Origin of the sequence: Clostridium sp. OM05-5BH (assembly GCF_003481505.1) — a bacterium.
In the GTDB taxonomy this organism is placed as follows: Bacteria; Bacillota; Clostridia; order Lachnospirales; family Lachnospiraceae; genus Otoolea; species Otoolea fessa.
Window position 1 is genome coordinate 45,940 of the sequence record NZ_QULJ01000005.1, and the last position, 20,443, is coordinate 66,382.

General features: G+C 43.3%; 21 protein-coding genes. 6 read left to right on the plus strand and 15 right to left on the minus strand.

Annotated elements, in window-relative coordinates; translation table 11 throughout:
• Positions 1-283: 283 nt before the first annotated feature.
• The 4 genes from DXB70_RS07870 to DXB70_RS07885 all read left to right on the plus strand — a co-directional run bounded on the left by DXB70_RS07870 (position 284) and on the right by DXB70_RS07885 (position 4,428).
• Entirely contained in the window at positions 284-1,444 is a 1,161-nt protein-coding gene (locus DXB70_RS07870; RefSeq protein ID WP_009247524.1) for a plasmid recombination protein, read from the plus strand.
• 26 nt (positions 1,445-1,470) lie between these two features.
• The gene (locus DXB70_RS07875) at positions 1,471-1,848 is read left to right on the plus strand and encodes a TnpV protein (RefSeq protein ID WP_009247523.1); all 378 of its coding nucleotides are present in this window, start codon (positions 1,471-1,473) and stop codon (positions 1,846-1,848) included.
• Positions 1,849-2,301: 453 nt separating this feature from the next.
• The gene (locus DXB70_RS07880) at positions 2,302-3,846 is read left to right on the plus strand and encodes an ATP-binding cassette domain-containing protein (protein WP_009247522.1); all 1,545 of its coding nucleotides are present in this window, start codon (positions 2,302-2,304) and stop codon (positions 3,844-3,846) included.
• Positions 3,847-3,930: 84 nt separating this feature from the next.
• The gene (locus DXB70_RS07885) at positions 3,931-4,428 is read left to right on the plus strand and encodes an aminoglycoside nucleotidyltransferase (protein ID WP_009247521.1); all 498 of its coding nucleotides are present in this window, start codon (positions 3,931-3,933) and stop codon (positions 4,426-4,428) included.
• 310 nt (positions 4,429-4,738) lie between these two features.
• On the opposite strand, the gene DXB70_RS07890 is transcribed toward DXB70_RS07885, so the two are convergent.
• The 4 genes from DXB70_RS07890 to DXB70_RS07910 form a co-directional block, all read right to left on the minus strand.
• A complete protein-coding gene (locus tag DXB70_RS07890; RefSeq protein ID WP_015552515.1) occupies positions 4,739-5,923 on the minus strand; it encodes a site-specific integrase in 1,185 nt (394 codons plus the stop codon).
• Between the two features lie 36 nt (positions 5,924-5,959).
• A complete protein-coding gene (locus DXB70_RS07895) occupies positions 5,960-6,154 on the minus strand; it encodes a DUF3173 domain-containing protein (protein WP_011861908.1) in 195 nt (64 codons plus the stop codon).
• Positions 6,155-6,727: 573 nt separating this feature from the next.
• Complete coding sequence (locus DXB70_RS07905; protein ID WP_118567795.1) at positions 6,728-6,967, minus strand: helix-turn-helix domain-containing protein; 240 nt, start codon at positions 6,965-6,967, stop codon at positions 6,728-6,730.
• Entirely contained in the window at positions 6,964-7,383 is a 420-nt protein-coding gene (locus DXB70_RS07910; RefSeq protein ID WP_182448439.1) for a sigma factor-like helix-turn-helix DNA-binding protein, read from the minus strand. The genes DXB70_RS07905 and DXB70_RS07910 overlap by 4 nt, the downstream gene beginning before the upstream one ends.
• A gap of 600 nt (positions 7,384-7,983) precedes the next feature.
• On the opposite strand from DXB70_RS07910, the gene DXB70_RS07915 reads away from it, so the two are divergent.
• Positions 7,984-8,340 (plus strand): helix-turn-helix domain-containing protein, encoded by a 357-nt coding sequence (locus DXB70_RS07915; protein ID WP_118529858.1) that lies wholly within the window; start codon positions 7,984-7,986, stop codon positions 8,338-8,340.
• A 32-nt stretch (positions 8,341-8,372) separates the two neighbouring features.
• Here the strand turns inward: DXB70_RS07915 and DXB70_RS07920 are convergent, their stop codons facing one another.
• Positions 8,373-9,068 (minus strand): hypothetical protein, encoded by a 696-nt coding sequence (locus tag DXB70_RS07920; RefSeq protein WP_015552517.1) that lies wholly within the window; start codon positions 9,066-9,068, stop codon positions 8,373-8,375.
• Positions 9,069-9,247: 179 nt separating this feature from the next.
• Here DXB70_RS07920 and DXB70_RS07925 point away from each other — a divergent pair, with 179 nt between their 5' ends.
• Positions 9,248-9,808 (plus strand): TetR/AcrR family transcriptional regulator, encoded by a 561-nt coding sequence (locus DXB70_RS07925; RefSeq protein ID WP_103900079.1) that lies wholly within the window; start codon positions 9,248-9,250, stop codon positions 9,806-9,808.
• Between the two features lie 74 nt (positions 9,809-9,882).
• Here DXB70_RS07925 and DXB70_RS07930 read toward each other — a convergent pair whose 3' ends face one another.
• The 10 genes from DXB70_RS07930 to mobT all read right to left on the minus strand — a co-directional run bounded on the left by DXB70_RS07930 (position 9,883) and on the right by mobT (position 20,354).
• Positions 9,883-10,791 (minus strand): conjugal transfer protein, encoded by a 909-nt coding sequence (locus tag DXB70_RS07930; protein ID WP_118529860.1) that lies wholly within the window; start codon positions 10,789-10,791, stop codon positions 9,883-9,885.
• A 16-nt stretch (positions 10,792-10,807) separates the two neighbouring features.
• Positions 10,808-11,812: a bifunctional lysozyme/C40 family peptidase gene (locus DXB70_RS07935; protein ID WP_118529862.1), complete on the minus strand. Its 1,005-nt coding sequence runs from the start codon at positions 11,810-11,812 to the stop codon at positions 10,808-10,810.
• Positions 11,809-14,175, minus strand: a complete 2,367-nt coding sequence (locus DXB70_RS07940) for a YtxH domain-containing protein (protein ID WP_118568541.1) — start codon at positions 14,173-14,175, stop codon at positions 11,809-11,811. Before DXB70_RS07940 ends, DXB70_RS07935 begins: the two co-directional genes overlap by 4 nt.
• Positions 14,172-16,625: an ATP-binding protein gene (locus DXB70_RS07945; protein ID WP_118673081.1), complete on the minus strand. Its 2,454-nt coding sequence runs from the start codon at positions 16,623-16,625 to the stop codon at positions 14,172-14,174. Before DXB70_RS07945 ends, DXB70_RS07940 begins: the two co-directional genes overlap by 4 nt.
• Entirely contained in the window at positions 16,609-17,001 is a 393-nt protein-coding gene (locus DXB70_RS07950) for a conjugal transfer protein (RefSeq protein WP_005427021.1), read from the minus strand. Before DXB70_RS07950 ends, DXB70_RS07945 begins: the two co-directional genes overlap by 17 nt.
• Positions 17,002-17,093: 92 nt before the next feature.
• Positions 17,094-17,591 carry an antirestriction protein ArdA gene (locus DXB70_RS07955; RefSeq protein ID WP_109258194.1) on the minus strand — a complete coding sequence of 166 codons (498 nt, stop codon included), beginning with the start codon at positions 17,589-17,591 and terminating at the stop codon, positions 17,094-17,096.
• Positions 17,592-17,607: 16 nt separating this feature from the next.
• Positions 17,608-18,120, minus strand: coding sequence for an antirestriction protein ArdA (locus DXB70_RS07960; protein ID WP_243099929.1), 513 nt, complete (start codon positions 18,118-18,120; stop codon positions 17,608-17,610).
• 55 nt (positions 18,121-18,175) lie between these two features.
• On the minus strand, positions 18,176-18,682 hold the full coding sequence (locus tag DXB70_RS07965) for a superinfection exclusion B family protein (RefSeq protein WP_011861920.1): 507 nt from the start codon (positions 18,680-18,682) through the stop codon (positions 18,176-18,178).
• A 187-nt stretch (positions 18,683-18,869) separates the two neighbouring features.
• Positions 18,870-19,091 carry a hypothetical protein gene (locus tag DXB70_RS07970; protein ID WP_002570387.1) on the minus strand — a complete coding sequence of 74 codons (222 nt, stop codon included), beginning with the start codon at positions 19,089-19,091 and terminating at the stop codon, positions 18,870-18,872.
• Between the two features lie 51 nt (positions 19,092-19,142).
• Complete coding sequence (gene mobT / locus DXB70_RS07975; RefSeq protein ID WP_244353836.1) at positions 19,143-20,354, minus strand: MobT family relaxase; 1,212 nt, start codon at positions 20,352-20,354, stop codon at positions 19,143-19,145.
• Positions 20,355-20,443: the final 89 nt, after the last annotated feature.

Genomic DNA, 20,443 nt, shown 5'->3' on the forward strand with positions numbered 1-20,443 from the left:
CATTGTCACCATCGTCACACTTTGACACCGGATAAAGTTTAGGGGAGTGTGCAGAGAGTGCCTTTTCAAAGGCGGCTCTTTGGTCTCGCCTGCTGGCTCGGTCGGTTCGCAGGCGTGTGTGCCACCGGCACACGCTCACCCCTCGGAGAGCCTTCGGAGAACGCAAAACCTGTTTACAGGTCGCATTTTTGATGGGTGTACCCGTCAAAAGTGCTTTTGCGTTACTTTTGACAAAAGTAACAAAACCTGAGAATGTTGAAATTTACAGATGGGAGATGAAAAAATGCAGAGAACGATAAGTGCAATGGTCGGTAAAGGCTCGGTCAATCACAATAGCCGAAAGTTCCGAGCAGAAAATGTAGACGGAACTCGTACTCATCTCAATATCGACTACTGCAATGAAAATATAAAGACAGTTTATCACGAATTGTTTGATGAAGCATTGGAAAGATACAATGCCAAGCAGATAAGGTCAGACCGAAAGATAAAAGATTATTATGAAAAAATCCGAAGTTCCAAGCAGGAAAAACCGTTCCACGAAATCATTTTACAGGTGGGCGGTAAGGGAAATATGAACGCCGATACGGAAAACGGAGAACTGGCAAAGCAGATTTTAGATGAATACTATCAGGGTTTTCAGGAGCGAAATCCACAGCTTCGGGTGTTCTCGGCTCATCTGCATATGGATGAAGCTACACCACATCTGCACATAGATTTTGTACCTTTTACCACAGGCAGCAAGCGTGGACTTGATACAAGAGTGTCACTAAAGCAGGCTCTTGCAACGCAAGGTTTTAAGGGCGGCAGTCGTGGCGATACGGAGTGGTCGCAATGGATACAGTCCGAAAAAGAACAGCTTGCGGCGGTGATGGAACGTTATGGGATTGAGTGGGAACATTTAGGCACACACGAAAAACATCTTTCTGTTTTGGATTATAAAAAGCAGGAAAGAGAAAAAGAAGTGGCGGCATTAGGTGCGAAAATCGAGCAGAAACAGATTGAATTTGATGTGTTGTCGGAACGAGTATTGAACTATGATAAGGCAAAAGACGAGCTGTCAAATCTTGAAATAGAGCTTGATACTGCACCGAAATATCAGTTGCCAGAACCAGAGAAATTTATGACTGCAAAGGCATATAAAACCAAAATGGCAGAGCCGGTTGTAAGGAAATTGAAGCAACTTGTCAAAACGGTGCTTGCCCGCTGCTTTGAGGGGTGGGACAACTATCATAGGCTGAATACAGCGAATGCACAGTTATACCGCACCAATCAGCGTTTGGAGAAAGTCAATGAAAGATTGACCGAAGAAAACAAAATCCTAAAAGCAGAAAATAAAGATTACAGCCTGCTCCGTAAGGTTTTTGGTCGCAAACAGATAGATGATTTGTTGGAGCAGGCAAGAACAGTTAAAGGTCGCAAGCGTGATAATACACGATCACGATAGACAAAAATCACAGGAGGAAAAGGAAAATGACAAAGACAATTTTTGAAGAAATGGGCGGAACTTATAGACAGGTGGGTGATTATTTATTGCCGAACATCACAGTACCAGCCGAAGAAGAAATAGAGCCGATTGGTTTATGGGGGAAACGACATGCAAGGCATTTAAAGGAACACTATAAAGTGTTATATATGAACCTGCTGACAAGCGGAAAGCTGCATAGTTATCTTGCAGAAGTCGATAAGCAAGCAGAGGATATGTTTCTTCGACTGGTAAAGGAATATGCCGACAGACAAGATGTGACGGAACAATTAAAGAAAGATAATCCCTACGAATGGATTGGAAGAATGAATAATATTCAGGCTTGTGTGAGGGAAGTTGTAGGAACGGAGTTGATTTACACATAAGCGTTTTACGGTATGGTGCTCCTGCGTTTGCTGGAGTGCTGTGGTTGTGGTTGTAAAGAGGTTGTGAAAGATTGAATTTCGTAATGGTTGGATGTATAATTAGGAAGTGAAAATTTTAATTTGCACTTCCATAAGGTGAAATGTATTGACACAAAAAATACAGTATGATAGTATTGCCATTAGAAGAAAGAAAGGCACATTTTGTGTAAGGTGAGGAAATGATTAATAGATAATTTGATTTAAGTAAGACACATATAGTTATTGAGCCTGTAGAGAATAGGTTTGTTTTGTGTACGCTTAAGTTGGATTATCGCAAGAGGCATTTCCTTTGTTTTCCTTTTGGAAAAGAAATAAGGGTCTATTTAGCGAGTCTATTTTTGCGTATGCAAAAAAGACTCGTTTTTGTGTGTTCAAAATAATAATTGGCTCAGACTTCGAAAAGGAGAAACTTTAATGTTGCAGATAAAAAAATTAAATTTAACACATAAAAAAGACCTGAGAATAATTCTTAATGATTTCAACCTTGTGCTAAATGATGGAGATAAGGCAGTTATTATTGGAGAAGAGGGAAATGGGAAATCGACATTAATGAAGTGGATATACAATCCGTCGCTTGTAGAAAACTATATAGAAGCAGATGGGGAAAGGATAATGGGACACGAACGTCTTGGTTATCTTCCGCAGGAGATGCTCGATGAAGATAAGGAAAAAACAATATACGAATATTTTTCTGAAGAGGAAATATTCTGGGAGAAAACGCCTAAAGAATTGTCTGTTATTGCGGGAAAATTTGGAATGAAAAATGATTTTTTCTACAGTAACCAGACAATGGGTAGTCTTTCAGGAGGCGAAAAAGTCAAGACACAACTTATGAGGCTTTTCATTCGCGATGTTTCTGTGCTGTTGTTGGACGAACCTTCCAATGACATCGACATTGCGACGCTTACATTACTGGAAAAAATCATAAATGACTGGAAGCACATTGTGCTTTTTATTTCACACGATGAAACGCTGATAGAGCGTACTGCCAACATGGTGATACATATCGAGCAGATTATACGAAAAACAAAGGCGAGATATACCGTGGCAAAGCTTCCCTATAGACGCTATGTGGAAGAACGGCTTCATAAATTTGAAATCCAAAAACAGCGGGCACTGAGTGACCGTAGGGAGAAAAAGATTCGCGATGAAAAATATCAAAGAGTTATGCAGAGTGTACAAGGTGCATTAAGAAGTTGTACCAGACAAGCACCGTCTGTTGCCAAAAACTTAAAGGACAAAATGCATACGGTTAAGGCAATGGAACGAAGATTTGAAAAAGAAGATGAAAATATGACTCAGATGCCGGAACAGGAAGAAGCAATCTTTGTCAAATTAGGGGATGAAAACTCACACATTCCCGCAGGAAAAACGGTCATAGAATATGAACTTTCAAAGCTTGTGACTCCGGATGGCAAAAGAATTTTAGCAGAAGGAATTCATTTAAAAATAAAAGGTTCAGAAAAAATCTGTATGATAGGAGCCAACGGGGCAGGAAAAACGACTCTTCTAAAAAAGATAGCGGAAGAACTCCTAAATCGGAATGACATTAAAGCAGAATATATGCCTCAAACTTATGAAGACCTGCTGGATTTGGATGTTACACCGGTTGATTACCTTGATAAAACAGGAGATAAAGAAGAGCGTACAAGAATTAGAACATACCTTGGTTCACTTAAATACACACCAGATGAAATGGAGCATCCGATTCGGGAGTTATCAGGCGGACAAAAGGCGAAAGTGCTTCTCTTGAGGATGAGCTTAAGTGGTGCAAATGTTCTTATTCTGGATGAACCGACAAGAAATTTTTCACCATTGTCCGGTCCGGTAATAAGAAAAATGCTCCGAGAATTTCCGGGGGCTGTCATTAGCATTTCTCACGATAGAAAGTATATTGAAGAGGTGTGCGATAAAATATATCAGCTAAATCCTAATGGATTACAGCTAATTGGTGATTGATAACAAAAAGGATGAAAGACTGACAAATTTCAGGCTTTTAGTGAGTTGGAAAGCATACAAAGATTTGAATTTGGAGGATAGATTATGGTACGTACAGAAGATGCATGTGAAATTATAAAATATGCTTTGCAAAACGAAATTAAAGTATATTTAGATGGCGGATGGGGTGTTGATGCACTTCTTAAAAGAGAATCAAGAATACACAATGATATTGATTTGTTTGTTGAACTGAAACATTATCATGATTATATTTATGTGATTAAGCAGCATGGATTTGAGGAAGTAAATACTGATTATACAACGGATGGTCATACTGTCTGGAAAGATGATAAACAAAGAATCATTGATTTACATTGTTTTGAATTTACAGATGACGGAATTGTTTATGAGGGAGATATATTTCCATCAAAAACTTTTTCCGGTATTGGAAAAGTTGGAGATATAACTGTTTCTTGTATTGAACCATTGAGTCAGGTAATGCTTCATTTGGGATATGAACACGATAAAAATGATGTGCATGATGTGATGCTGTTGTGTGAAACATTTCAAATAGCAATACCAGATGAATATAAGGAAAAGTAAAATTTCAGTTTTGTGTTGAATCTCTAAGCAAAATAGCTTATAATTTGACATGCTACATATAGTTATTATCCACAGTTATCGAGTAGGTGTTATCAATGCCGATAACAAAATGATAACATTAGCTCGTATAGGCAGGATAATATGGATATATCAAATAATCAAAAGAACGAGAAACATTACAGAGAATAATTCCTAAACAAAAAGCGTTAGTCTTTGTAGAGTTCGAATAGTTGGAGCAGAGCTTCAAAGCCTTTATTTTCAAGGGTTTTGAGGCTCTTTTCTTTTAGAATTGCATTTTGATTGCATTTTTTTATTCAACTGCTCTGTGATAGATTGCTGTATGCTGATTGCTGGTGTAATCGGCAACACTGGTTGTTGCCGGAGTATAAGTGAGAACGCCAGTTAATTTTTTGGCAACTTCCACGTTGGTGTTGGGATATAAATGTCCATAGGTTCCTAACGTGGTCTGTATCTTTTCATGCCCCAGACGTTCTTTAATCAATAAAGGATTTTCTCCCATACTGATGAGCAGGGAAGCATGGGAATGTCTGAGTGCATGAATTTTGATACGGTGTACGCCTGCCAATCCAGCAAGTTTTTCTAATGCCCGTGGGAGGGTGTGCTTACTGGTGGGAATCCCATTATAGCTTAGTACAAGGTCACAGTCCTTTAAAACCTTTTGCTGTACTTCCTGCCATGCTTTTAATTCTTTAATGGTATCTGTGTCAATATAGATAGTGCGAATACTGGCTTGTGTCTTTGGTTCCACAAATTTGTATTCGTCTATTGTTTTATAGTACAGCGTTTTCGTTATACTTAAAAGTCCGGTTTCAAAGTTGATATCCGACCATTGCAGGGCTGCGGCTTCTCCGATTCTCATTCCAGTCATAAACAGGAGCCAGTATGAAATGAAAAGGTAATGTTCGTAATAATCGCCCTTGTAGAGTAGGGAAATTACCTTTTGAAATTCATCCAGTGTCCAAAAATCCACTTTTGTTTTCTTGCTCTTGATGTTTCCTATCATTCGTGACGGATTTTTCTTTGCAAGACCGAGAACAACTGCTCTGTCAAAGGCAATGGAGAGCATACCCTGTACAATACGGATATAGTTTGGACTAAATTCTTTTGCGAGTTCAAGCTGCCAGTTTTGGACGTTAATGGGTTCTATCTCATCCACCGTCATTTTGTAAAAGTATGAAAAATGTTTCTGAATGGTAGAACGGCGGTTCAGATAGGTACTTTCCTTTACCTGTGTTTTATACCAAGGTAGGTAAGTCTCTTCAATGAACTGCTGAAAGGATAGCTGCTGTTTCTTTTCTGTCAATTCCTCTGTGGATGTAAGCATAAGCTTTGAATATGCTTCTCTGGCTTCCTTTTTTGTCTTGAATCCGCTTTTGTATTTCTGAATCTGTTTTCCGGTAATCGGGTGGAAACCTAAGTTTGCTCTAAAATAATAAGTTCCGTTTTCTGCTTTCTTAATAGGGTCTTTTGCCATGATTTCACTCCTTACATAAATGTGCAAGAAGTACAATCAGTTTGATTTATCAGTAAAAGTAATCCCTAACAATTCTTCCACAGCTTCTCTGGGAACCCTGTCCAGTTTGCGTGACTGATAGTAGGTATGCCCTTTTGAAATCATAAGTTTTTTTGCTTCTCTTATGATGTCTGCTGCGAATGAAGTCCCATAACCCAGTTCTATTAAGTCTTTTTTTGTTACTGTAATCATGTTCCTCCTTTCCATAGACCAGATATGGAACCCTCAATATCTGTCTATATTATATCAGATTTTGTGGCAAAAGTAATATTAAGATTGTATTTCCTGCGAATAGTTATTTGATTTTGAATGAAAAATTCTAATTCAAAATAGTATATAAGCAAGCCGAGCAGCTTTCGCTAAAGCTCATGGGAATCTCACCCCTGCATGGTTCTCATCCAGCCGTACCCTTTGCCAGCGGTGCTACATCATCACACGGACTAAGGCTGTACGGAAGTATCATTATCACAATAGAAAGGTCATGGCGGCAGCTCTGCGGTAAGCTGCTTATGGAACGCTGGCAGGAATCGCTATCCGGTTTCATCCCTCCTTTGGTGGGTCACGGCGTGCCAGCCCAACGGCTCTCTTTCTATCGAAACGTATTCGGCTGCTTTATGCTGCGTTGATTAGACGCTTTCTTTTTCAAGGAACAATCCGGCTTTGTCAGCCTGTTAAAATGCACTGGTGATAATGCACTTTAATAGGCTGGCAAGCTCTGTCTGGGAAGCATGGGCTTGTCCATGCTTCCACAGGAGAGCGTTATTTTTACTTTGGTTCCCTGATTTCAAAAGATAAAATCTTTGCAATCAGACGTGTTTCCATCCGGCGGCGTAGGGTTTCATCTACAACCATGTGAGTATTGCCATATTCGTCTTTCATGGGACGCATGGAACGGCTGGCAATAAAACCGCTGTAATGGCGTACAATCTGGTTGACTGCTTCAATATCACCGTCCGCAGCCCTTACAATTACAGGAAACGGAATCATAGGGTGCTTTGATGTCATGCTTCTTCCTCCATAAATTTTTTGATAAATTCCAGTCCGGCGTGTCTTCTTCTCTGGATGGTAGAACGGTTGACTTCCAGAATTTTTGAAATTTCCGTATCGTCAAATCCGAGGAAATAATATCTCAGGATAACGTCACGTTTCTTTTCATCCAGATTTTCTAATGCTTCTGCTAATAGGCTGTTTTCAATGCGGACAGTAAATCCATCCATTTCAAAAGTATGGAAATGGGAGGGATAGGTGTCTTCGGAAGAAAACAGATTGACGGTGTAATCGTCCATATCACAGAACAGGGTTTCCCGTTTACACTGTCTGGACAACGCTTTGAGATAGTCTTTGCGTTCATTCTCCATAGCGACTTTACAGATATAATCAAACTGGTTCTCTATGGTTGTCTGAAATTCAGATGGCTTCATCATTGCTCACCCCCTTTCCAGCCTTGAAAGGGAGCGAGTTGATAGGAATTTCTGCTTCTTTCCCCCTTTTCGCTCTTAGTCCCGACAGGACAGGGGGTGCAGTTGCGTTTTGAGAAGAAAAATTTAAAAACTTTTTCTTCCAACTAAAAAAGCACGCAAACAGACGATATTTCTGCTTGTGTGCTTCGATAGTTCTTACTATGTATTGTGAAAAACCATATTGCAGGTCAGACTTTTCTAGCGTAGGTGGATGGCTTTTTTTAACGGTTTACCGAATGTAGATATATTTAAGAAAATATTTTGCATAGCGGCTTCCTCCTGTAAGCCGCCGGAGCCTAAAAAAAGCTGACTTTAATACAACCTCCATGTGTTCTGGAAAAAAGAAAGACGGCGGCTTTTATTAAACCGTCGTCTGGAAAGGCTTATGTGATTTTGACGCAAGAAAAGTGTACTGCCAAATAACGGTTTTTTTTATTTCCGTTTCAGCAGCATAGTTTTATCTTTGGTACACATAATAGGAACTGTACAACTGTACAATACGTTTTTCTATACCTGTCACTATTATAACAGGAACAGTAAAATGTACAGAGGTGGTGTATTATGCGTAAAAAAGAAGATAAATATGATTTCAGGGCTTTGGGGCTTGCCATAAAAGAAGCCCGTAAAAAACAGGGTTTGACCCGTGAACAGGTGGGAGCAATGATTGAGATTGACCCACGTTATTTAACCAATATTGAGAACAAAGGGCAGCATCCCAGCTTACAGGTGCTTTACGACCTTGTATCTCTGCTGAATGTATCAGTGGATGAGTTTTTCTTGCCTGCCAGCAGTCGGGTGAAAAGTACCAAACGCAGGCAGTTAGAAAACAAAATAGACAATTTCACAGACGCTGACCTTGTTATTATGGAAAGCGTCGCAGATGGTATTGTCAAATCTAAGGAAGTGGGGGAAATGTAAATCCTCCACTTTTGTTTATAATTGCAGTGATATTAGAATTGATACTCTGCAATATTTTTGAAATCATTGTTCAACACATAATATACCTTATTTTTAGCAACGGAATATACAAAAGAAACTCTGGTTGCCCAAAGTCCTTCCTGACGTACTGACCTAAGTACATCAAAGGCGTTGGAAATAGAGAAGTTTTCTCCATATCCTTGCAGTAAATCCTTTGCCTTTTCATATCTGTTATCCCCAGATAAAACATATGGATTAGTCAATTCTGGTTTTAGAATGGAGTAATTTGTTATTAAGGAATATTTTTCTTTTTCCAAACGATACCCAATCCCCGGTTCAATAATGAGAACACGCCCAGTTCTATCCGAAAACATAGCCTGCATAGTAGTGTCAGGAGCATAAGTAATTTTCTTTTTTTTCACTATTTCCAATGAATCATCAAAAGAGAGGTTGCCTTTTATAAAATTTTCTGTCAAATCAGCTATTGTATAGCATGATTCATTACCGCAAAATTGTGCATTGTCATTTCCATGTACATACAACAATGTGCCAACATTCCCATTTCTATTGATTCCGTGAAAAGAGTGATACTTATTATCGGACATTTTTATCCCTATAAAAAAACGGTCTTTTTCAGCAATTACGGTATGTTCCCATTCAGAAAGGTCAATATCAAAATTGAACCCAACAATGGTTTCTTTCCCATTATACACAAATCTTGTACACATATTTGTAGTTCCTTTCATAAACTAATTATAGTAGTATCAAAACTAATTATATTAGTAATATTAAATATTATAATACAATTTGTCAATATAAAAGTTCTTTTTTTCTAACCTAATTATTGACTTCGCTAATTTAATTACTTAAAATGAGGTAAATGATGTGAAGAAAGAGGAAAATGAATATGCGAGTTACAAGAGCCGAAGTTATAAAAACAGCGTCTGATATGGCTGATAGAAATGGACTTCATAATGTTTCTTTGAAAGCTATTGCTGAAAATTTAGGGATTCGTACCCCCTCCTTATATAATCATATAGGAAGTTTGGATGAACTTCTTAGGGAGATAGCACATAGTGGTATGCGTACTATGAATGAAAAAATGATTCGTGCAGCAATCGGTAAGACAGGGGATTCAGCGTTAAAATTAGTGGCAGTTGAATATCTTAATTATATGATTGAACATCCCGGTGTGTATGAAATAATTCAATGGGCTAGTTGGAATGGAACAGAGGAAACAGCAATCATTTTTAATGATTATCTATCTTTACTTAAAACACTTATTTGCTCATGTGGCTTTAATCCAGATAAGACCACTGAAATTTTGAGCATGGTAACAGGTATGCTTCATGGTTATACAACATTACAATTAAGATATGCCTTTTCAAATCCTGATAAAGTAAGAAAAGAATTATCCGAAGCAATTGATACACTACTGCTGGGAGCTAATCAAAAATATAAAGATTAAACGAAAATTTCTTTTAAATACTTTGTAAGAGAAACGTGCAAATCTCCAAATGAGAAATGCACGTTTCTCTATAACTATTTCACAATTTTCCAGTTTTCCCCGTTCTTTTCCAGCACAAGGTAAAACTGCGATACCTGTGTTGTCATGGTCTGGTTATCCAGATATTTTACTGCAAGGGAAGCTGTCACCTGATTTCCGTTTCGGTTGTAGACAGGATTTACCAGTTCCGAGAAGATATATTCTTTCCCCACAGGTTTCAGCACGCCCTCATTCACATAATAGGTCAGCTCTTTTGCGGTTGCCGTAGGGTACAGCTTGAAAAAGGTAGTGAGAAATTCGTTGATTTCCTCCGTGGTGATGGAATCCACCGTACCGTCACTTTGTACCGCTTTTGGGGTGTAACCGGATTTTACAGGAACGCTGGTGATGGTTGGGTTCTGGATAATCGTCAGGTTTCCAGAGCCGTCCACATAGACCGTCACCTGATAGGCGGAACGGACGGTTTTACTGGATTCTCCCTCTGTGATACGCTGTTCCACTGTATAGGTCACTTGATAATGCTGCTCCTTTTCTTTTGTAATTTCCCATATCTGAAAATCGGTCAGGGCAGACGATACGGGGATGTCCTTTCGGACAGTATCTACATTCAGGGCTTGCAGCTCTCCGGTGAGATACCCTTTTAAAGCGTTTGTCCGGTTGTCAATGGAAGTGGCGGACTGTTCCCATGAATAGTAGACTTCTGCGAAATTCTCCACAAAGTTTTCTATCTTGTGAGTGTCGAGGATGGTTTCCTCAATCACTTTGGTTTCATGGACAGTATGAATGTCTATCGCCGTGAAATTCTTATAGACGGCAAACAGGAAGCTCATTGCCAGCAGCACCCACAGGGCAATCACGGTTTTTTTGTGGGTATTGACTTTGTAAACTTTCAGTTTCTTTTCTTTCTGCTTTTTCTGGTTATCCTCTTTTCTAATCTGAATCATATCGGTTCATCCTTTCTTATTGTTTGATTCGTCCGGCTCCGGCAAGGTGCTGTTGCCAGTAGGAGCCTGTCAGGTCTGCGTAACCAATGGGATTTCCGGCATGGTACATCCGGTTATTTCCCACATACAGCCCCACATGGGTGATGTAGGTTCCGGCGTTGTAGGTGGAGTGGAAAAAGACCAAATCCCCTGCTTTTGCTTCGGACAGGGGGATGTGCTGCGTCACATTATACTGTTCCTGTGCTGTCCGTGGCAGGGCGATTCCTGCCTTGCCATAGCACCACTGCACCAGTCCCGAACAGTCAAAGGAAGTGGAGGGGGAATCGCCCCCGTACACATACGTCCAGCCCTCATACTTTAAGGCTTCCTCCATGATAGCCTGCACCGTTTCATCATCAAACTGTGCCACGGTCAGGTATTGCGATACCAAGAGGACATAGAACATATTTCCGTAGGAATACCGCCAGCCTCCGTTTTTCTCTACCGCAACAGGGTTGGTGTAGGTGACTTTCTTTCCGCCGGATTTGTCCCTTGCGAAGCTCTCTGCCAGTTCAAAGGTGTACGTTTTCCCGTGTCCTGCTACATAATCTAAAAAACCGCCGCCGTAGTTATAGGACTGAATCACGCTGTTTAAGTCACAGCCCTTTGTTTCTGCTGCTGCGAGCAGTTCCGAGAAATACTTGCAGCCCTGTTTGATGGATTCCTCTGTACTAAGGGAGTTCGGAGGAAGCCCCAGAGATTCCGAGGACTGCATAACGTCTTCCAGCGTGCCGCCGGATTCCACCTGAATGATGGCGAGCAGCACATTTAAGTATTCTTCTATGCCATATTCCTTTGCATACTTTTCCAGCATAGGTTTATGGGCGAGGACTTCCTGTGATACGCTCACGCCCCCATAGATAAGGTTTCCGCCGCTTCCGCCGTCTTCCTCATCCGAGAAGACAATTACCACCAAAAGGAGCAGGGAGAACATCATCACGAACACGCCGGAACAGGCAAAGAAAAGGTGTCTTAACTTCATGGTTTCTCCCCTTGCTTTTGTTTGGCAGCCGCTTTTACCGTTTTTGTCCACTCCTTTCTGGCGGTGGTACGCCGGATGGTAAAGTTCGATTCTTTTACCACAGGGGCAGCCCGTTTTCTTTCCGGTATCACAGGAGCCGTATCATTCTGGACAGGTCTTGCCGGATGGGGAGCAGCAGGGGTGATGGTGGGACTTGTCTTTTGTCTTTCCTCTGGTTTGTCTGGGGAAACCGGAGGGAGTATCTGGCGTTCCGTCCTTACTGGCGGTGTTTGCTCATGGTGGATGGAAGCTGCTTTTACCACCGGAACCGAAGCCCGTTCCGCCACAGTTCCCCCATAAGAAACCTGTCCCCGTTCCCTGATGGATGGGGAAGCTGGCTGCATGGCTGGTTTTCCTGCATGATGTCGGAAATCTTCTGGCTGCTTTGCAGTAACAGGGCGTTCATGGACAGGAGCCGCCCCTTTGGGTGCTTCGGAAGCTGTCTTTTGCGGCTGTTTTGCCTGTTCCAGTTCCGCCCTGCGTTCTGCAATGGTCTGTCTGCGGCTTTCTGCCTGTGCGTTTCGCTGTTCGGCTCTGGCAGTTCGGGTCTGGGTCACGCTGGAAGTAAAATCCCGTACTCCCTCTGATACCTGTGTTTTCCCGTGGTAAAGGGCGTACTTTGCATTGACAGGCAAATCCTTTGCCTGCTCCCGAAGCTGTCCGGCAGTATCGGCTATCTTATCTTTGGTATCTGCCACCGCACCTACCGCAGAGCCAGCCCGTTTCCATGCGGATTCCTTTTCCGGTGCTGCCTGTCCGTCTGGTCTGCTGTGGTCTGCCTGCGTCCGTTTGGAAGAGCCGGAGCTGGAAGCAGTTCTCTGGTCTGAGCCAGCCTGTTTTCCTGCATGGTAGGCAGCCGTACCAGCCCCAAGAGCCGCCACAGAACGTCCTAACTTATGCTGTAAACGGTGCATATGGGCGTGCATGAGCATACGGGGTCTTCGCATGATACGGCTCCCCATGCTTTGGGAATCCCCACTCTGTAAGGAGAACATCCCCATCAAATCCCCCAGCTTGAAATAAATTCCGGCAAAGGTCACTATCTGCAAGAACGCCGTCAGGAAGAACGGATATTCCCCAGACAGGTTGTAGAGCATGGTGGAAATACTGAACGCTACCGTGATAATCAGGGTGATTCCGGCTCTGGTAAGGATGGTGTTGAACAGTTTTGTAATGGCACGTTTTGACATCCCCTCAAAAGAGGGAACCATGCTAAGGAGAAAGCTCACAGGCAGGAACATGGCGTAGATGATAAAAAGCACCTGTGAGAAAATCATTATCCCTGTGAGCAGGAATACAAAAATGGAGATACCCATATTGAACATGAACAGGAAGAAGACGGTTCCCAAGCGGTTGATGGTCTTTGTGATGGTAAGGTTGGTGTTTTCCCTGTCTTCGATTTCCTCCACTACGATTTCTTCCCTGTCCTGCCCATTGTTTTCGTTTGGGCTGGTTGAGAGCAGGCTTTCCACACGGTCAGCCCCAATGCTTTCCACATCTGAGTTGCCGTATTGCAGCAGGAGCCACGGCTGCTTTACCTGTATGGAAAACAGGCTGTCCCGTATCAAATCCACGCTGTCTTTTCCTTGACTTTCCGAGTTCGGCAGCACAATCTTTGTACCAAGGGTCAGGCTGGCATTGCTGATGTCTGCGGAAAATTCATTGATTTTCCCGATATAATCAGGGGCATAGGCGATAAAGGCAGCGGACAGCACGAACACCATCACGAAATTGACAACGGCATGGATGGCTTTTGTGGTTTCCCGTTTGATAAGCCCTGTGTAGGCAACGTAAATCCCCACCACCAGAATGAGAATCAGCAGGAACCCGATATAAAATCCCTCCGAGGACAAGCCGCCTGTGGTAACGCCTGCCAAGGTCTGCATATTTTTTCCAATGGAATCCGCCGTAGAGGAAATGAAGTCCAGCGAGTAGGCTTCCTGAATCAGATACCCCGTGGCGTTGGAAAGGTACAGGCTGATTGTCCAGATAAAATTTGTGATGGCATATAGCCCGTACATCACCTGTTTTCCGATACCGTCCAGCCAGTTCCACGGGAGCCAGTCCCATCCGCTGTCCACATAAAAATCAAGCTGGTAGTTGTCCAGAGGATATTTGCTGTATTCGTTGGCAGCGTCCACCGTATCATCCACCAGTCCGGCAGCGTGGGCGGCTGTGCCGAAGACTGCAAACAGCAGGAGGATGAAAAGGAGTGCCAGAAGCACTTTTCCTGCTATACTCCCGATTTTTTTAAAAGAGTTTTCTCCCTTTGTCCGGCAAGGGACAAGAGCTGTCCCCTGTTGGATGGGCTTTCTTATCTTCATTCCTCCACCTCTTTTCTTACGGGCGGTCTGGTATCAAAGGCATGGAACAGGTCTTCAAAGATAGGATGGAACTGTATGACTCCCACACGCCCGTATAAATCACTGATAAGGCACTGTCCGTTTTCCAAGTCACGGAGCCGCTTCTGGTTGTTTTCATCTTCGGAATCCACCCCGAAAAAGGCAAGGGTCTTCTTGATTTCGTTGATGTCTGTGGAACGGAACGCAAATTTCAAGCCCAGATTGTTTTTCAGCTTTTCATCCAGCAAATCGTCCGTGTTCTGGGTGACAAAGTAAACGCCTGCGTTCATGGCACGTCCGGCACGAACCAGCTTCATGGAGAGTGTCTTGCCCTGTGCCACCTGTAAGAAGCTCCATGCTTCATCCAAATCCACAATCTTAAACACGCTGCGGTCGGTATGGATGAAGTCGAGGGCAAAGGTGCTGATTACAATGAGCATTGCCACGGAAAGTAGCTCCATTGTGGTGTATTCTTCAAACGAGGTTTCCTTATCCGGCAGCACCAAATTCGCCACTTGAATGATGTTGAGTTGCTTTTCAAGGCTGATGGACTGTGTGACATCCCCATCCGAAAAGAGCAGGTGTGCAAAGTCATAGTCCGTAAAGGATTCGATATGGTCGGCTATGCTGGTGCTGATGGTGGTTCCCTCCGCCCGAAGTTCTTCAATCACCTTGAAAAGCCCCCGTTCCTCACTGTTTGTTACCGCACGGATGGCTTTCCGAAGAACAGGGAACTTCTCTCCGTCACGGCTGGAAATGCCTGTTAAAAAAGTCAGGATGTCGATTGCCAGTGATTCGGAATCCTTTGGGTTCTCCATAATCACATACGGGTCAAGTAAGCCCCTGTTCTGTTCCTCCGAAGTCAGGTTTACGATATTGATTTCATGGGCGATTTCCGGCAGGGTTTCTTTCCACCGTCCCCGTTCTGCTTTCGGGTCAACAATGAGAGCCTGTGCCCCAAATAATACGGAATAATAGACAATCATGTTGTTGCTGAATGATTTTCCACCGCCGAGGGAGCCGACAAAAGCGGCAGCAAGGGCGTTGGTGACGGAGCCTTTTACTCCTTGACTGGCAAGGGCAGGCTTTAAGTACACGTTTCTTCCCGTATCAAGGCTGTACCCGATATAAATGCCCTCCGGTTCCCCCAACATCTGGGTTGCCCCGAAGCCAAGACCAGCGAGGAAGTCGCTGGTTACATACTGGATGTAATCGTTCAGATACCGCTTGCTGGCAGGGAGAAATTCCCCATGCAGCCCCAGCATATCTCCAAAGGGGCGAACCAGCTTCACGTTCAAATCGTCATAAAAATCTTTCACCTCATTGCAGCGGCGTTTCAGTTCTTCCAAGTCGGGAGCCGTCACACGCACCACATAGGACAGCTTATACATAGATTCCTTGCTCTGGTCTAAGGTGGATTCCAGCTCATTTACGCTGTCTAAAGCGTCCACCACGTTTGTACTGGTTTCACTGTCATTCTGCCATGCGTGGTTGTCCAAATCTTTCAGCTCTTTTTTCTTGTTCCGCACCGTGGAGAGGGCTTTCCGGTTTGTCACAATCTCCACATTCATAGAGGTATCAATGGGAAAAGTGAATTGCTGCTGCTGATAGTAAAAGATTTCCGAGGATGGGAAGTCCAGTTCCCCTACAATGCTGTTGATAGTAAAGTAGGCGGCATAAACTGTCCCGTCTTCCTGTTCGATTTTCAGATACCGCTGGTTTTCCTCTATCAGACAACGGGTGGGTTTGATGAGGTCATAGTATTTCACCAGCGTTTCCTGCTGAAACCGTTTCTTCGGAAGATAATACTCATAATCTTCGTAGGCGGTTCCGGTCTGCCCGTATAAATGCTCAATCAGATAGCCAAAATCGTCCTTGTTAAGCCGCCGGACTTTGAAGCGGCGTGAGATTTTACTTTCCAGCAGCTTTTCCATCTTCTGAAACCGCCAGATTTCTTCATTGCTCATGGAAACAAAATCTCCCATGAGTTTGTGGTTGACTTCATGGAGAAAATCGGAAACGGCGGTCTTTGCTTCCCTGCGAAACTGCTTCATGGTGACTTCCTGCTCATTGACAAGCAGCTTGAAGCCGATAAAAAAGCGGTAGTCCACCTGATTTTCCCCTATCATGGAAATCAGGGCTTCGGTCTGTGCGTCAATCTTTGCACAGGCAATATCTTTTAACTTGCCTGTTACTTCCTGTTTGGAGCGTTCCTGTGCTGCCCGTATGCTGGATTCGGTGCTGATTTGCAGGGCGTGAATCTTCCCGTCCCTGTTCTGGGCGATAAGCTGCCGGAACGAATCGTGTACCTGATATTTCTGTTCAGGGCTTAAAAAGGAATAGTTGTAGGGAAGCAGCTCATAGTAAGCGAAGCACTCCCCGTCATGGTTGAACACAAGGTTATTTTCGATGTATTTAATCGGATATGCCATAAATATCACTCCTTACTGCCGTGATGGGCTGTGCTGGATATTCCTTTTCCAGCTTCACGGGCTTTCCTGCATAGGTCAGTTTCGGGCGTACCAGATATGCCAGTACGGATTTCAGGAAGCCGTAAGGCTTCTTCCCGTCAAAGGTCTTCTGGCACATGAACCAAGTGAGGGCAAAAGGTACGCCGAAATATTTTAAAAATGCCCCGTCAATGAATGAAAGGGGAGGGAGGTTCCCCAAGAGCATAACTGCAAACACCGATACCACGAACCACGCCATCTGTGTGAACGTGATGGGGAATGGCAGCTTAAAATCATTGATGGAATAGAGTACCTTTTCCACCGACCAGATACTGGTATAGCTTCGTATTTTCTTCATGTTGTCCGTCCTTTCTAAAAGATGGGGACAGCAAAAGAGCCGCCCCTGAATAAAAAATCCGCCTGTATTTCCTGAAAGAGATACAGACGGGTCTACCGTAAGATTTCATATACGCCGTGGTTCGTGACAACAAAGGTTCCCTCCAATTCCATGTCACGCCCATAGGCTGCATAGTCGATATAGTTTTGTAAGTGTGCCGGAAGTTCTCCAAGCTGTCCGCTTTCTTCCAGATAGTAGCGAGCCACATCCGCCATATCGTCACAGCCGGAATGGCAGATAATATCGTCTTCATGCTCACAGAGTTCTTCGATACTGCCAAAGTAGGATTGCAGCTCTGATAGTTCCTCCTGAATGTACTCCGGTAAGTCCTCCACCATTTCACACAGGCGGTTGACTTCCTCAATGGGGGTATATTCGTCAATCTCAAAGGGCAGTTCATAGTCATGGATGGCGTATTCCTCATATTCATCATTCAAACTGATACGTTCCTTGACTTCCTCAAAATCCACAGGCGGCGTGAACCATGCCCCTACCAGTTCGCCCTCATTGTATTTTCCTAAGTTGGCAATGTAAATCCGCATTTCTTCCAAGTTCCTCCACCTCCTTTTAGCGGTAATAAAAGATACCATTGTCCGTAAACAGATAGTTTTCGCTGGTTTCCAGCTCCCGACCAATGGAAGCGTAGTCGATATGGTTCAACAGGTCTGGATGTACTTCTCCAAATATCTGTACCTCCTGCACCAGATAACGGGCGAGGGATTCCCCGTCCTGAACCGGATAGCAGCGTATCTGGTCTTTGTGGTCGATAAATTCCGTAAAGCTGGAAAACCACCGCTTTTGTACCACATCCATTTCATAATAGAGGGGCGTTCCCTGCATTTCCTGTACCATCCGGCAAAGGGCGTTGATTTCCCAGAGCCTTGTGTTGCCCTCCAACGGAAACGGCAGCTCATAGTCTTCAATTTCGATTTCTTCCTCACTCTGAACGCCAAGACGTTCCTTGACTTCCTCAAAATCCACGGGACAGGAAAACCATGCCCCAGGGTACTCCTCAAAATCCTCATGGTAAAACCGTGTGGTGTTCAGGATGTAGATTCTCATTTTCTCAATTAGTATCACGTCCTTTCTTAGAACAAAAAATGGCAACTAACTTTGTTTGTCAGTTGCCATTTTTCTAATAAAATATTCGCTTTAATTCTTCATCACTATTGATTTTTTTAATTACCCAAGGTTGTAAAAAATAATTGATTTGTGGGTCTAACATACTTACTAAATGAGTTTGTCCGGCAGGGGTTAATATTTGTAAATGTTGAAGTTCTATTACTAATCCATTGTTCATGGGTAATGGCAGGGTGTGAGTTGGTTCACGTAAAAACTCCCGAATGATTGTCACCTGTTCTGGTGTCATATTTTTCAAATATTTAATCTGAGCAGTTCCTAATCTCTTTGAAGCATACTTGTCATAAAAGAAATGAAAAATTTTAGATAGTAATAAAACTATTAGTAAGGCTGTGGAAATCACAAAAACAATGCCTATTGTAAAACCATATTTTTCTCGAAAATTTATAATATAAAACTTTTGGGCTAACTTTTGAGGCAATAATAATAATGTACCACTGGCAATAGATAAAGCTCCTAAAATGTTCGGTGGTAATTTCAAAAAATCAATAAAATCCTTCATACATTTCCTCCGCTTTCAATTACTATATAAAGAAATTATACCACCATTCTTAGTTTATCTCAATTATCATACACTATCATATTACATCTTCTTTCTTTTGGGGAGTTACGCTCCCCAAGCCCCTAGTGGACTTCCGCCATGAAGCAATCAGAGCTTGCTCCATAACGGAAGTGTAAAATGGGTTTTTCTATGCACCGATAATCTTATTGAACAGTTCCAGTAAGATGTCCTTTACACCGTCCGCATTGAAGACCAGCCCAACCGCTACAAGGGAAACTACCAGAAAACCGATAAGTTTGGAAAATTCCCTCTTAAATCCGAGGTACAGTCCAATTACCACGATTGCCAGCAGCACAAGGGACTGGGCGTTGGATAAAAACCAGTTGTAAAGATTCTGTCCGAAATTCATAAAAGCTCCTTTCTTTCCTGTAAGAGTTCTTAGGTTCCAAAATTGCCGCCGTTAAAGCACCACCTCCTTTGCAGCGGCGGCTTGCTGCTTCAGGATTTTTTCGTGCTTCTCCGTCAGCTTTGCATGGGTGATGATGTCATGGACAATCTGGGTGTGGTTCATCTTATCCAGACGGAGAGCCAGCTTTAATGTGGGTGCTACCTGATGGGAGAGCCAGTGCAGGGTGCGTTCAAAGGAATAGGGTTCCGGTTTGGTTGTCAGTTTCAGGCTTCCCCTGTGTTCCCCAATGAACCACGCCCATTCCTCACTGATACGCCAGTCAGAACGGGGTTTCGTATCGTCCTTGTCCACGAACCGGACATAGCGGTTGATGATTTGAAAGGCTGTCCGTTCTGGATTGTCATGTTCTAACAGGTCACGGATGGCGTAAAAGGCACGCTCATTTTTCAGCCGGATTTCAAAGCGGTTCTTTACCTCTGCGTCCGCAATGGGAATATCATGCTTTTTGTACTGCTCATAGTCCTTTTCGTAAATGCAGAAGTACACCTCACTTTGGAGGGAGCCGATATACAGGGTGTTCCCCATACATTCTTTTTCCTCACGCCGTACCAGTTCGCCGCTGCGGTAGCTTTTGAAGCTGCGGAAGACCGAGATACATTCCTCATTCCGGCACTTCTCTGTCAGATGGGGAATGTTCAGGATTCCCGTTTTGTCATTGATGGCGAGGTCAAGCCGCTTCATCACGCCGTCCTCCATGAGAACATCCATGAAAAACTCATACCAGCTCCGTTCCTGTGCCAGCAGATAGCTTTCAAACTGGCGGCAGCCACGCCCTTTCAGTTCCAGCAGCACCCCTTTTTCCAGTTCCGGTGATACCAGAACGAAAATATCCCCCAGATAGTAATGCTCTGTGTAAGAGTAGAAACCGTAGTCTTCATGGATAAAGTAGGGGAGCTTTAGCCGCAGCACGTCTTCCACGATATGCTTCACATCCGTAGTGGGAAAGCGAATCCGCACATAGTCAAAGAGCATTTCAAGGGGAGCGTCTGGGTTGAATCGTTCCAGAGCTTCCGTGATGGCTTCCTGTAATACTTCGGACGGGTGAGCCTTGCCTGTTTCAATGTCGCTCAGGTACGGACGGGTGATTCCGGCAGCTAGGGCAAGTTTCTGTTGTGAGATACCGTAACTTTCCCGTTTTTCTTTGATGTCCCGTACCCATGTTTCTTCATTCAGTGAAAATCCCTCCTGTCTAAAAAAGCGTATGTCAACTTTCAGAGCCTTGTTGACACACGCCGGATATGGGAAAATCCCTTGTGTACCATGGGATTCTGCCCTGTTGTTTGGTTGTTGCC

Excerpts from the sequence above, each read along its gene's own strand:
- DXB70_RS07870 (WP_009247524.1), top strand. The coding sequence starts at position 284 with ATGCAGAGAACGATAAGTGCAATGGTCGGTAAAGGCTCGGTCAATCAC.
- DXB70_RS07875 (WP_009247523.1), top strand. The coding sequence starts at position 1,471 with ATGACAAAGACAATTTTTGAAGAAATGGGCGGAACTTATAGACAGGTG.
- DXB70_RS07880 (WP_009247522.1), top strand. The coding sequence starts at position 2,302 with ATGTTGCAGATAAAAAAATTAAATTTAACACATAAAAAAGACCTGAGA.
- DXB70_RS07885 (WP_009247521.1), top strand. The coding sequence starts at position 3,931 with ATGGTACGTACAGAAGATGCATGTGAAATTATAAAATATGCTTTGCAA.
- DXB70_RS07890 (WP_015552515.1), bottom strand. The coding sequence starts at position 5,923 with ATGGCAAAAGACCCTATTAAGAAAGCAGAAAACGGAACTTATTATTTT.
- DXB70_RS07895 (WP_011861908.1), bottom strand. The coding sequence starts at position 6,154 with ATGATTACAGTAACAAAAAAAGACTTAATAGAACTGGGTTATGGGACT.
- DXB70_RS07905 (WP_118567795.1), bottom strand. The coding sequence starts at position 6,967 with ATGACATCAAAGCACCCTATGATTCCGTTTCCTGTAATTGTAAGGGCT.
- DXB70_RS07910 (WP_182448439.1), bottom strand. The coding sequence starts at position 7,383 with ATGAAGCCATCTGAATTTCAGACAACCATAGAGAACCAGTTTGATTAT.
- DXB70_RS07915 (WP_118529858.1), top strand. The coding sequence starts at position 7,984 with ATGCGTAAAAAAGAAGATAAATATGATTTCAGGGCTTTGGGGCTTGCC.
- DXB70_RS07920 (WP_015552517.1), bottom strand. The coding sequence starts at position 9,068 with ATGTGTACAAGATTTGTGTATAATGGGAAAGAAACCATTGTTGGGTTC.
- DXB70_RS07925 (WP_103900079.1), top strand. The coding sequence starts at position 9,248 with ATGCGAGTTACAAGAGCCGAAGTTATAAAAACAGCGTCTGATATGGCT.
- DXB70_RS07930 (WP_118529860.1), bottom strand. The coding sequence starts at position 10,791 with ATGATTCAGATTAGAAAAGAGGATAACCAGAAAAAGCAGAAAGAAAAG.
- DXB70_RS07935 (WP_118529862.1), bottom strand. The coding sequence starts at position 11,812 with ATGAAGTTAAGACACCTTTTCTTTGCCTGTTCCGGCGTGTTCGTGATG.
- DXB70_RS07940 (WP_118568541.1), bottom strand. The coding sequence starts at position 14,175 with ATGAAGATAAGAAAGCCCATCCAACAGGGGACAGCTCTTGTCCCTTGC.
- DXB70_RS07945 (WP_118673081.1), bottom strand. The coding sequence starts at position 16,625 with ATGGCATATCCGATTAAATACATCGAAAATAACCTTGTGTTCAACCAT.
- DXB70_RS07950 (WP_005427021.1), bottom strand. The coding sequence starts at position 17,001 with ATGAAGAAAATACGAAGCTATACCAGTATCTGGTCGGTGGAAAAGGTA.
- DXB70_RS07965 (WP_011861920.1), bottom strand. The coding sequence starts at position 18,682 with ATGAAGGATTTTATTGATTTTTTGAAATTACCACCGAACATTTTAGGA.
- DXB70_RS07970 (WP_002570387.1), bottom strand. The coding sequence starts at position 19,091 with ATGAATTTCGGACAGAATCTTTACAACTGGTTTTTATCCAACGCCCAG.